Origin of the sequence: Robinsoniella sp. KNHs210 (assembly GCF_000686105.1) — a bacterium.
GTDB classification, from domain to species: domain Bacteria; phylum Bacillota; class Clostridia; order Lachnospirales; family Lachnospiraceae; genus Robinsoniella; species Robinsoniella peoriensis.
Window position 1 is genome coordinate 4,284,438 of record NZ_JMLZ01000002.1, and the last position, 12,834, is coordinate 4,297,271.

Genomic DNA, 12,834 nt, shown 5'->3' on the forward strand with positions numbered 1-12,834 from the left:
GACTGCCTTTCTCAAACGTATAGGATAAAGTAAAAAATTCATCATTTTAAAAAAATCAGCAATTTTCAGGTAAAAAAATTGATGTAATTAGAGAGTTATGCTTATTCAAATGCATTAAAAAAAATGGTAAATTATGATTATCAAGAAAACAGAAACAAATAAAAATATTTATATAGCATAAGGAGGATATTAGTATGAAATTGAAAAAGGTTATGGCGGTGACGCTGGCTGGGGCAATGGGAGCATCCATGATATTGGCAGGCTGCGGAGGTTCAGGAGAGACAGGAACAACAACAAAAGCAGAAGAGACAAAGGCAGAGACAGAGTCTAAGGCGGCTGAAACAACTGAGGAAGCAACAAAGGACAGTGCTGCAGAAACGACTGCAGAAACCACCGGAGAGACTAAGGAAGCAGGAACAAATGCTGATCTTCCTACAATTACCTTTACTCATGGATATTACCAGAGCGAATCAGAATGGGCAGCAGCAGCTGAGATGAGAGCTATCTACCAGGAATTTGCGGATGCGCATAAAAATGAATATAACTTTGTTATAAAAGCAGATGAATCAGGCGCAGAAGGAATCTACAATACCGCTTTGAATGATATCAGTGCCGGAAACTTCTACGACATAGCAGATTTCGGAGGCTGGGATATTACAGAGGTAGCTGCCGGAGCAGATATGATTCTGGATTTGAAACCATACTTAGATGAGAACCAGGATTTTAAAGATGGCGTAGGTGTCTGCTATGATCAGAACCTGACAGAAGACGGCAAGATCTATTCCGTTCGTGAACAGATTGAAGGAGTGGGCTTCTGGTATAATGAAAAATTATTTAATGATGCAGGCGCGGATACACCGGATAAATGGCAGACCTGGGATGACTTTAACACGGCAGTTGACAAATTAGTGGATAAAGGAACTACTCCATTCGGATTAAATGCAGGATGGCCTACAAATATTCTGTTAGCAAGTAATTTACAGAGAAGTGAAGATTCCAGAACCTTCTATGCAGAAGGAAAGAGCGTAGAGAGTTTTGATAATGAGGCATTTAAAGGATCATTGGATTTCATCCAGAAAAATGCACTTCAGAAAATTGATGCAGCAAACTTCGGACCTGGCGGAGATGATGACGAAGCTTACCGTTCAGACTTCTTTGCAGGCAAAACAGCAATGTTATTCAACGGTGTATGGGATGCAGGCGGATCTGTAGACTGTGAAGCTGGTGCAGAAAATATCAAACCGGCAGTATTCCCTACAGACGAAGCAGGTAAAAAAGCAGCCCTCATGTCAGGCGGATGCGGATTTGTAGTTTCTAATAAGTTAGACGAAGTACAGACGAAAGCATGTATCGATTTCATCAAATACATGACTAGCCCTGAAGTAGCAAGCAGAATTATCGAAAAAGGTATCGGTATGGCACCAAGCACAAAAGTAGATTATGATGCATTGTTGAATAAAGTAACAGCTCCGGAAGCAAAACTTTTAGTAGAAGCTTGCCAGCTGTGCCAGAGTGCAGATTATCAGGCACTTGGACTTGGCAATAACTTTGGTGATGCAGAAGGCGAAATCCAGGCAAAATATGCAGGATTAAAAGATGATTCTAAAACAGTAGACGGCGTAGTTGGGGAATTAAATGATTTCTTAGCAGCGGCAGAATAATGAAATAGGTAAATGGGCTGTTGTACGGTCAGTCATGATTGTACAGCAGCCCATCCTAAAGCATTGAAAACCAGAATAAAGGTGGGAACAGCATGCAGAAAAGAAAATCTATTTTTACAAAAAAGAACGGCTTTATATTAGCCTTTTTGCTTCCGGGTGTCCTGTTGTTTGCAGTCATATATGCATATCCGCTGGTTAATATTTTTGTTACATCCTTTTCAAAATGGAATTACAAGAATTTTACCAATCCGGAATTTTTAGGTTGGGGACACTTATTTGACAACTATATTAAACTATTTACCGTGGATACAAACTTTAAGGTAGCACTGATTAATACCTTAAAATGGGTAGTGCTTACCATGGTAGTACAGATTCCGTTCACTCTTCTGGTAGCGCTGGTTCTCGCCAGAAAGCCTAAAGGATGGCGGTTTACAAGAAATGCATTTATTATACCGAATATCATTTCAACAGCAGCAATCGGCTTAATCTTTCTGAATATCTACAGTCCATCCAGAGGTATTATTACAGAGATCTGCAACTGGATCAGTCCCGGATCTAATATCAGTGTTCTGGCGAATGAAAAGTATGCATTCTGGGGTGTAACCTTTGCATTTATCCTGTTTGGCGGGTCATCCTGCCTCCTATTGCTGACTCAGATCTTTTCTATTGACTCTTCCTTATTTGAAGCGGCCAGGGTAGACGGAGCATCCAAGACCCAGATCGATCTTAAAATTACATTGCCTCTGCTTCGCCCAATGCTTGGTACTGTCGCTATCATGGCAGCAAACTATGGGTTAGTGCTCTACAATGAAATTGCTTTAATCAGTGGCGGCGGTCCGGATAATGCTACATATAGTTTAAGTTATTATATTTACAAGACAGCACTTGGAAGTACAAAGCTGAATTTTGCCAGAGGAAATACGGCAGGTGTTATACAGTTTATCATGGGAATTGTTCTGGTAGGGTTGATTAACAGGGCATTTCGAACCAGTGAGGTTGATTAGAAAGGAGGAGAGAAGATGAACAAAAAAAGCAAACAGCCATTTCAGATCAAGAATCTGCTGGGCTCCATTGGAACATATTTTATCATTGCAGTAGTATTGTTTATTTCCATTTACCCGATTCTCTGGGTGTTTATATCCTCCTTTAAACGAAATCCGGGAGGTCTGTCACTGCCCACAGAGTGGATATTTGATGGTTATATTACTATTTTTACACAGCTAAATATACAGACCTACTTTTTCAACAGCTTTTTGATAACCGTTATTTCTACACTGATCAGTATTACGGTAGTCGGAATGTCAGCTTATATTTCCGCCAGAATGCAGTTTAAATTAAAAGGCGCAATTACGGCAATGTTTACTACAACTTTATTTATTCCGCAGATCTCGATCAGTTTTCCTATTTACCAGCTGCTGAATAATATGGGATTGAAGGATTCCAGGCTGGGGGTAATCTTCGTATATTCAGGACTTGGGATTGCAATTACCTTTTTCATCATCAGAAGCTATTTTCTTACCATTCCTAAGGAAATGGAAGAGGCTGCCAAAATGGACGGATGCGGTTATGTGGGAACCTTTTTTAAGATTATTGTTCCAATTGCAAAACCGGGACTTGCGACTGCAGGTATCATGGCTTTTTTAAATAACTGGAATGAATTTTACTTTGCATCGATTCTGCTAAAGAGCAAGGATAAAATGACAATTCCTGCTTTGCTGGGACAGTTTACAACAGCGTATTCAAAAAACTTAAATGGTATGTTCTCGGCTATTATCGTGGCTGTGGTACCGACAATTATTATATTCTGCTGTTTGTCTGAGACGTTTGTAAAATCTCTGACAGCGGGAGCAGTGAAAGGCTAAGGAGGAACAATGGGACTTATAGAAGAAAGAGAAGAACGGACTAAATGGTTTATGCAGGATAGATTCGGAATGTTCATACACTGGGGGTTATATGCAATACCCGGAAGAGGAGAATGGGTTCACAGTGATGAGCAGATTACCCAGAGTGTATATCAGAAATATTTTGATGAATGGAATCCGAAACGGTATGACCCGGTAAAGTGGGCAAAACTTGCCAAGGTGGCAGGAATGAAATATGCGGTACTGACTACCAAGCACCATGAAGGTTTTTGTCTCTTTGACAGCGCATATACAGAATATAAGAGCACCAATACAAAGTGCGGCAGGGATCTGGTAAGAGAATTTGTGGACGCCTTTCGGGCAGAAGGATTGAAGATTGGTTTTTACTATTCACTTTTAGACTGGCATCATCCGGATTACCCTGCATATGGTGACATGTATCATCCTGACAGGGCAAATGAGTCCTATAAGGGCAAAGAACATCATTTTGATAATTATCTTACTTATATGCACAACCAGGTCAGAGAGCTGATGACAAACTATGGAAAGATAGATTTGCTTTGGTTTGATTTCTCTTATGAAGGGCACATGGGAGAAGAATGGAAGGGGACAAAACTGGTTCAGATGGTTAGACAGCTTCAGCCGGAGATCATCATGAATGGCAGACTGGAGGCAAATGGGGAGAGCTATGGCTCAGTAATGACGGACGAACCCAATATTTTTTCAGGAGATTTTGCCTGCCCTGAGATGATTATTCCCCCTTATGGGCTGCGGACACCGTCGGGTAGAGAAATTCCATGGGAAGCATGTTTTACACTGAATAATAACTGGGGATATACACCCAATGACAAGCATTATAAGAACTCGGCCCAGATAATTAAGAAGCTTGTAGAGTGTACCAGTAAAAACGGAAATATGATTGTGAATATATCACCTGATGCAATGGGTGAAATTCCGAAGAAACAAGTGGAAATACTGGAAGAAGTCGGAGAATGGATGAAAGACAATTCGGAGAGTATTTACGGCTGCCGGATGTCAGAATTTGAAAAGCCTGAATGGGGACGATATACACAAAACGGAAATAAATTGTATGCACATATTATGGAAGAAAGCATAGGGGCTATCTGCCTGCCGGGAGTGAAGGGCAAGATAAAAAAGGCAAGGAGATTGTCTGACGGATATGAAATGCTGCTATTGACTCCATGGGTTGCAAAGGAATTCCCGGATTGTGAATTCGTAAATTATGGAACCCCGGATTGCTTTTCTTTCACGGTGGATCCCACGCCGGATACCGTAATCGAACTGGAATTAAACGAAGAATAGCAAGGCAGGAGGTTGATCCGATGAAATATTATATTGGCATTGACGGAGGCGGTACAAAGACGGAGTTTCTGCTGGCTGACGAAAATCATAAAATACTCTCACGCACATTAAGAGGGAGTGCTTCTTATATGCAGATCGGGGAAGGAGGGTTAATTGACCTTCTGGATGAAGGAATCGAAAATCTGATTCGCCCCCTGCAGATAGCAAAGAATGATGAATTCCATACCTGTTTTGGGATGCCCTTATATGGTGAACACCGGAATAAGGATGAGGTTATCTTAAAATCCCTGAAAGAAAGGCTTGGAAAATATCGGATAAAAACGGTAAATGATGTAGAGGCAGGCTGGGCAGGAAGCCTGGAAATGGAGTCCGGAATCAATATTGTGGCTGGAACAGGTTCGATTGCCTTTGGTAAAAACCCAAATGGGGAAAGTGCTAAAGCCGGAGGCTGGAGCGAGTTCTTTTCAGATGAGGGATCCTGTTACTGGCTGGGCAGAAAGGCAATGGAATGTTTTTCAAAGGAAGCTGACGGACGTTTTCGAAAAGGTGCTTTATATGAGATCATGAAAGAGAAGTTTCAATTGGATCATGATTATGATCTGATCGGTATCCTGGAAGCGGATTATATTCCTTACCGGGACAGAGTTGCATCTTTGCAGGTATGCCTGAAGGATGCCGCAATGGAAGGAGATATGGAAGCGGTTCGTTTATATGAACATGCCGCACATGAACTGATGCTGATTGTAAGAAGCGTGCATGAAAAACTGAAGATGGGAAAAGGGTGTAAAGTATCCTATTCCGGTGGTTTATTTAAAACGGAGGATCTGATATTAAAGCCCTTTGAACGATATCTGAAACCACTTGATATTACCCTTGTACCACCTAAAAGGACACCGGCAGAGGGCGCGTTACTGCTGGCAAAATATTATGAGAATAGATAATCGGAGGAGATTAAAATGTATTTAACAGAACAGGAAATTATGGAACAGCATATTGCACTTAATAAAACTTATGATTATATGATGGAAAAAAAAGCTGAGATCAAAAAGTTCTTCTCGGAACATCCGTCCAGAAAATTTGTTTTCTTTGGCTGCGGATCAAGCTATATGCTTGCAAAATCCGGCCAGCAGCTGATTTGCGCCTGTGAAGGAAGCGGTGCCAACGCCATAGCCGGCGGAGACTATCTGGTGAATCCGGGGTATTATGAAGCATGCATCAAAGACAGTATCATCGTAACCCTGTCAAGATCCGGGCAGACAACGGAAATTGTAAGGGACGTGCAGTATATCAAGGAACATTACGGTAATCCTGTAATCTCGTTGTCTATGAAGGATGATAACGATATTATGCCTTACAGCGAACTGGACATTACCATGGACTGGTGCTATGACAAAAGTGTATGCCAGACGAGAACCGTTACCAATTTATATACTGCAATGCTGATGCTTACCGCATTTTATAATGAAGATGAAGGATTATTATCTTCTGTAAAAGCTGCAGTTGACAACAATGAGGCATATAAAGAGGCCTGCCGTGGAGTATTGGATGATATTTCCAAAAAGGAATGGAGTAATGCCATTGTTCTGGCTGACGGAGCGCCTATAGGAATTGCAGAGGAAGGAGCACTTGCATTTACTGAAATATCCATGCTTCCGGGACAGTGCTTCCATTTGCTGGATTACCGCCATGGTCCTATGGTTTTAAACGGTGAGCAGACATTGACAGTGATACTGGTACAGCCAAATGAAGATAAACTGCAAAGAGACATGATTGAAGATCTGAAATCCCATGGAGGAACGATTGTAACAGTATCACAATATGAAGGCAATGAATTTGGCGTAAATGCAAATATCTGCCTGAAAGGGATTGAACGATTTGAAGCATGGGGAATTCCATTTATTTATGTATGCCAGATGGCAGCATATGAGAAATCCATTCTTTTGGGAAGAAATCCTGACCAGCCCACAGGACTTGATGCATTTATCACATTAAAATAAAGGAGACTGGGATAATTTATGAAGAAAATAACGTTTATCGGAGCAGGCAGCTTTGATTTTACCAGGGAGCTGGTTAAAGATGTTCTAACTTATGATGCATTTAAGGATGCATGTATCTGCCTGATGGATATTGATGAAGAAAAGCTTGGATTTATTAAAAAAGCATGCGATAAAATAAAAGCAGCCGGTAATTATCCGGCATCCATAATTGCAACCACGGACCGGGAGGAAGCTTTAAAAGGAGCAGACGGAGTGGTTATCACAGTCCTTACTGCGGGACCGGATATTTTCCGTACAGACATCGAGATTCCTAAAAAATATGGAGTTGATATCTGTGTAGGCGATACCAGGGGGCCGGCTGGCATATTCCGCTTTTTGCGTTCTGCTCCTGTACTTCTGGATATCTGCCGGGATATAGAACGGATTTGTCCCGATGCCTATGTACTGAATTATACGAATCCTATGGCACTTAACTGTCGTTATCTGCAGGAAATGACCAATGTGAAGATAACAGGTCTGTGCCACAGTGTGCAGCATACAGCCAAAATGCTGGCTGACTGGATCGGTGCGGATATGGAAGACGTGGACTATCTATGTGCCGGAATTAATCATCAGGCATTTTATCTGAAATATGAGTGGAAGGGTGAAGATGCTTATCCACTTATTAAGAAAGCAGTGGAAAAAGATGAAATATACAATGAAGAACAGGTGAGAAACCAGCTGTATTTACATCTGGATTATTACCCCACAGAGAGCAGCGGCCATAATTCAGAATATTATCCCTGGTTTCGGAAGCGTCCCGATCTGATTGAAAAATACTGTACACATTCCACAGGCTGGAATCCCGGAGCACATGCATATATCCTGAATGAATATTTCAGAAGACAGAATGAATGGAAAAAGGACATTCAGGAATGGCTTGAGAAGGACGAGGTGGAGCTGGAACGGGGGCAGGAGTATGCAGCCTGCATCTTTAATTCATTATTTGGAGATGGAACTGTTTTTCACTTTAACGGGAATGTCAGAAATGAAAAATATATAGAAAATCTCCCGGATGGGTGCTGTGTGGAAGTACCTGTGACGGTAGGACCGGATGGCTTTACCATACATCCGGTAGGAAATCTTCCGGATCAGCTGGCGGTAATGACCAACACTTCTGCAAGAAGTGAAGAATTGGCAATCAAGGGCTGTATAAATGGGGATAAGCGGGCTGTTTATCATGCAATCTTATTTGATCCGTTAACAGCATCTGTATTGAGCATGGATGAAATCCAGAACATGGTAGATGAGATGTTTGAAGCGAACAAGCAATATTTACCGCAGTTTTAAACTTGATAACCTGTAGAAAACTGAGATTTTTATAGCAGCTGGCAAATAATTTGCCGGCTGTTATTTTTGCAGTTGATTTTTTAAATACTTTATGTTACTATAAATTATCAAATCTAACAGCCGATTCGGCTAATTTCCAATTTATTTAAGATAATCGCATATGTATTATCAGAATGTTTCTTTTTGTGTGGCATTTTTTAGTCAATATATCGTAAAGCGGAGCATGCAGATGACAGGAATAAATTTTCAATCATTTTCCGGTCTTGTATTCCAAAGGTATAAATTGTGCTGATATCAGAAAGCTTCTTTTTGCATTTGCGATATGGTGCAAAAGGAGGAAGGATGTCCAGGAAAAGAGATATAACCACCAAAAGTTTTTTATCAGACCCTGTTGTTTTTTGTGATTTGTATAATGGAGCATTATTCGATGGGGAACAAATTTTAAGACCAGGAGAATTAAGGCAGTTAAATGGGGAGTCGGCATTGCTGGTTCCCGACAGCCGGGGAAAAAAAAGGCAGAAGGCAGATTCCGTGATGTGGTATTCGAAGCCAGAATTTGTGGGAGGACTGCGGTGCTGGCATGTGAAGTTCAGGATAAGATTCATTTTGCTATGCCTGTAAGAGGAATGCTGTATGATGCATTAGACTATAGTGAACAAGTAAAGAACTATAGGAAAGACCATCAGGGAATGCGGGATTTAAAGTCTGGAAGTGAGTTTTTATCCGGAATAAAGAAGGGGGAAAAGATTTGTCCCGTTTACTCAATGGTATTCTATTATGGAGAGGAAAACTGGGATCAGAACAGAGATCTGCATCAGATGCTTGATATACCGGACAAACTGCAGAAGTTCGGACACTTATTGCAGGATTATCATATCAACCTGGTACATGCCGGAAATGTAAATCCGGAAAACTTCAGGACAGGGCTGAAAGAGGTATTCGAAATACTGAGATTTGCCGGAGATGAAGAAAAACTGAGATCTTTTGTTAATATGAACAGAGATAAATTTACAAATCTGGATGGGGATACTTATGATATGGTGTTTCTCTTTCTGGGTGAACAGAAAATAACGGGCAGCAATAAAAGAAAATTTAAAACAGAGCAAGGAGGATATAATATGTGTACAGCGTTGAAAGAATTAGAAGCAAGAGGGGAAGCAAGGGGAGAAGCCCTGGGTGAAAAAAGAGGTATAAACAGATTGAACCAGTTATACCGGATCTTGATCAGAGATGCCGATCTGGAACTGATGAAACTTGCAGCAGAAAATGATGCTGTCAGAAATGATTTATTCTTAAAATATGGAATCTGACGAATTGGCTGACTCATGAAGCTGTCCAGGGTACAGGCTGTGGATTAGCTTCATGGGATTAAAGTTAGCCGGGATATGAATTAACTTCAGACTATTTTCAGTCTCTCCTTCTATAATTATTTGCAGGAACTCCAGAAACATTATATAATTATTGTAATGTACGTGATGGAAAGTGAGGAACTGAATTTGCGAATACTGATTGTAGAAGATGAAGTCCGTCTGGCAGAAGCGCTGGGACAGATTATGGAAGAAGCGAAATATATTACTGATGTGGTCTATGATGGAAATGATGGTCTTGCATACGCACTTTGCGGACAGTATGATGTTATTGTCTTAGATGTTATGCTTCCGGGAATAAATGGTTTTGAGATTGTAAAGGAGATGCGGGTGAAAAAAATAGCAACTCCGGTTATTATGCTGACTGCCCGGGATGATGTGAGGGATAAGATTACGGGACTTGACAGAGGCGCGGATGATTATATGACAAAGCCGTTTGTTCCGGAAGAACTGCTTGCCCGGATTAGGGCGCTGTCAAGACGGCAGGGAGAAGTATTGCTGGAGGAAATCTGTTTTTCGGATCTGACGCTGGTGCTCTCTGCCAATGATCTGTGGTGTAATGGGAAATCGATACATCTTGGATATAAAGAGTTTGAAATTATGAAAATTCTGATTTCAAACCCCAAAATTATTACATCCAAGGAGATTCTCATTACGAAAGTCTGGGGAACGGAATCGGACGTGGAGGATAATAATGTGGAGGCATATATCTCTTTCTTACGGAAAAAGATGTGTTTTCTGGGATCAAAAGTGGGCATTGGTACCGTACGTAAGGTGGGATACCGTCTGGAGGAACAAAGGGAATGATAAAAAAACTGCGGAAGAAGTTTATTTTTATAAATATGTCTTTTGTTACTTTGATATTAGTGGGGGTCCTGGTGGTTATCTGCTTTACAAATTACCAGAAATATCAAAAAGACAGCCGTCAGGCTTTAAGTCATGCCTTAGAGGATAAAGGAGGAAATCTGAAACCCAGGGTGGATTTCGTACCGGGAAGAAAAGAAGGACCAATGAATATGGGTCCTGTATTTGTAGTAGAGCTAAATGAGAACGGTGAGATTGCAGATATCAATGACAGCGGTATCCGTATTACAGAGGATTCCGCCAGGGAAGCTGTAGAAGCGGCCAAAAGAGACGGGCATGAAAGGGGCTTCCTGATTAACCAGGAACTTCGCTATGAGCGGAGGCAGGACGATGAGAGCGAGAAAATTGCATTTGTAGACTGCAGCAGGGAAATCAATGGCATGAGGAATTTATTACTGGTGTCGGCGCTGATTTTAGTGGGCGGTCTTGCGGCATTTTTTCTGATCAGCCTGTTTCTGGCAAAGTGGGCGCTGACCCCGGTAGAAAAAGCCTGGCAGCAGCAGAGACAGTTCATTGCAGATGCATCCCATGAATTAAAAACTCCGCTCACGGTAATCCTGGCGAATTTGAATATTTTATCGGCTCACCGTGAGGACAGGATTAAGGATCAGGAGCGATGGCTGGAAAATACAAAGACGGAAGCGTCCCGGATGAAAGAATTGTTAAACGACCTGCTTTTTCTGGCTCGCTCAGATATGTCACAGACCCCAAAAGTATTTGCTGAATTTGATTTAAGCAATACACTCTGGAGCTGCATTCTGCCATTTGAATCGCTGGCATACGAACGAGGGGTGGAGCTGAATGAAGAAATTACACCTGGCATTCATATCGTAGGTGATGAAGGGCAGATCAAACAGCTGATTGCTATTTTACTGGACAACGCATGTAAATATGCGAAAAAAAATAGCAGAATCAGTGTGATCCTGGAAAAGAAACAGGAAAAAATTTATCTGAAGGTCAACAATACCGGTGATGTGATTCCAAAGGATGATCTGGATCATATATTTGAACGATTTTACCGTGCAGATAAGTCAAGAGCCAGAAAACAAGGCGGATACGGACTGGGTCTTTCTATTGCACAGACGATCGTGGAAAACCATCATGGAAAGATTCAGGCGGAGAGCATGGAAAGTAAGGGAACTACTTTTACAATTATAATATAGACAGATGATTCGATAACAAAAGATGAGCCAGTCTGTCAGATATGTACAAAATCCACATCTAAATATTGTGTATATTAGAGAAAAATAAGAAAAAGATTGACTTTTATATTTATAAAGCGTATTCTTAAGTCAGAATTAACAAAAACGTTTTCGGGAAAGAAAGCGGAGGGTGATATTATGGCAGCATCAATTAAGGATGTGGCAAAAATGGCAGGAGTCTCCGTTGGCACAGTATCAAGAGCTTTAAATGGATATACGGATGTCAGCGAGAAGACAAGGAAAAAAATTAAAGAAATTTCAGCAGATCTGGGTTATACACCAAATGTAAGTGCCAAGAACCTTTCTTCTAAAAATAATAAAAACGTGGCTATGATTGCTTCCGGGTTATTGGATGAGAAGCAGACGGATGACTTTACAATGGCGCTGATTAAAGGGGCATATACTTATATGAACAGGCATCAGTTATCCATTGCAACATATGCAATCAGCTCAGAGGATCAAAAGGTAAAAGGTTTTGAAGAGTTCTGCAGGGAATTTAGTTTATCTGGAGCGTTATTATTTGGCTTAAAAGTTACAGATAAGTATGTGGAAAACATTTGCGATTCCAAGATACCTTGTGTCACGGTAGATATCCGGGTGGAGGGAGAACAGATTGGAAGCGTGATCACGGATGATGAAAGAGCATTCGAGGAAATAACCCAGTATGTGATAGACAGAAATCATAGAAAACTGATTCTGGTTTACGGCAGAAAGCAGGCAATGGTAGCCAAACTGCGGTATCGCGGATTTTGTAAAGCACTCAAGAAAAATAATATAAACATAAAAGACGTTCCGGTGCTCGATTCAAATTTTATTGAGACCCAGGCATATGAAAAAACCAAAGAATTGTTATTAAAGAAGGGGCAAGATGCAGGATCAGTATTTATCTGTATGAGTGATATCACTGCTTTTGGAGTTGCAAGGGCAATTCGTGATTGCGGATACAGAGTTCCGGAAGATTTTTCGGTTACCGGCTATGATGGGATCAGTTTCGGTAGATACGTGGAGCCCAGAATTACCACAATCGATCAGAATGTAATGCAGAAAGGATATGAAGCAGGGAAATTACTGGATCGAATTTTAAAAGGGAATGCCACAGAAAAAACGGTAATTGTACCCCATTCCCTCTTGGAGCGTGAAAGTGTCAGAAGGCTTTAAACAAAGGATTTAAGCAGCATTTTTGACGGATCAGGATTACTATGCTGTCGGTGTGTATGCAAATGATTGAT

Annotated in this window: 12 protein-coding genes; all 12 read left to right on the forward strand. The window is 41.1% G+C overall.

Annotated elements, in window-relative coordinates:
• Positions 1 to 194 precede the first annotated feature (194 nt).
• The 12 genes from CD03_RS0124990 (at position 195) to CD03_RS0125045 (ending at position 12,763) form a co-directional block, all read left to right on the forward strand.
• Positions 195 to 1,661 carry an ABC transporter substrate-binding protein gene (locus CD03_RS0124990; RefSeq protein WP_027295946.1) on the forward strand — a complete coding sequence of 489 codons (1,467 nt, stop codon included), beginning with the start codon at positions 195 to 197 and terminating at the stop codon, positions 1,659 to 1,661.
• Between the two features lie 92 nt (positions 1,662 to 1,753).
• Positions 1,754 to 2,665 (forward strand): carbohydrate ABC transporter permease, encoded by a 912-nt coding sequence (locus CD03_RS0124995; RefSeq protein WP_027295947.1) that lies wholly within the window; start codon positions 1,754 to 1,756, stop codon positions 2,663 to 2,665.
• Between the two features lie 15 nt (positions 2,666 to 2,680).
• Entirely contained in the window at positions 2,681 to 3,523 is an 843-nt protein-coding gene (locus CD03_RS0125000; protein ID WP_044289648.1) for a carbohydrate ABC transporter permease, read from the forward strand.
• 9 nt (positions 3,524 to 3,532) lie between these two features.
• The gene (locus CD03_RS0125005; protein ID WP_027295949.1) at positions 3,533 to 4,846 is read left to right on the forward strand and encodes an alpha-L-fucosidase; all 1,314 of its coding nucleotides are present in this window, start codon (positions 3,533 to 3,535) and stop codon (positions 4,844 to 4,846) included.
• Between the two features lie 20 nt (positions 4,847 to 4,866).
• A complete protein-coding gene (locus CD03_RS0125010) occupies positions 4,867 to 5,787 on the forward strand; it encodes an N-acetylglucosamine kinase (RefSeq protein ID WP_027295950.1) in 921 nt (306 codons plus the stop codon).
• Between the two features lie 15 nt (positions 5,788 to 5,802).
• A complete protein-coding gene (locus CD03_RS0125015) occupies positions 5,803 to 6,843 on the forward strand; it encodes an SIS domain-containing protein (protein ID WP_027295951.1) in 1,041 nt (346 codons plus the stop codon).
• 18 nt (positions 6,844 to 6,861) lie between these two features.
• Positions 6,862 to 8,172, forward strand: coding sequence for an alpha-galactosidase (gene melA / locus CD03_RS0125020; RefSeq protein ID WP_027295952.1), 1,311 nt, complete (start codon positions 6,862 to 6,864; stop codon positions 8,170 to 8,172).
• 342 nt (positions 8,173 to 8,514) lie between these two features.
• A complete protein-coding gene (locus CD03_RS0125025; protein WP_027295953.1) occupies positions 8,515 to 8,793 on the forward strand; it encodes a hypothetical protein in 279 nt (92 codons plus the stop codon).
• Positions 8,745 to 9,482 (forward strand): hypothetical protein, encoded by a 738-nt coding sequence (locus CD03_RS0125030; protein WP_027295954.1) that lies wholly within the window; start codon positions 8,745 to 8,747, stop codon positions 9,480 to 9,482. Before CD03_RS0125025 ends, CD03_RS0125030 begins: the two co-directional genes overlap by 49 nt.
• A gap of 156 nt (positions 9,483 to 9,638) precedes the next feature.
• Positions 9,639 to 10,346: a response regulator transcription factor gene (locus tag CD03_RS0125035; protein WP_330373641.1), complete on the forward strand. Its 708-nt coding sequence runs from the start codon at positions 9,639 to 9,641 to the stop codon at positions 10,344 to 10,346.
• Positions 10,343 to 11,566: a sensor histidine kinase gene (locus tag CD03_RS0125040; RefSeq protein WP_027295956.1), complete on the forward strand. Its 1,224-nt coding sequence runs from the start codon at positions 10,343 to 10,345 to the stop codon at positions 11,564 to 11,566. Before CD03_RS0125035 ends, CD03_RS0125040 begins: the two co-directional genes overlap by 4 nt.
• Positions 11,567 to 11,743: 177 nt before the next feature.
• Positions 11,744 to 12,763, forward strand: coding sequence for a LacI family DNA-binding transcriptional regulator (locus CD03_RS0125045; RefSeq protein ID WP_044289649.1), 1,020 nt, complete (start codon positions 11,744 to 11,746; stop codon positions 12,761 to 12,763).
• Positions 12,764 to 12,834 lie beyond the last annotated feature (71 nt).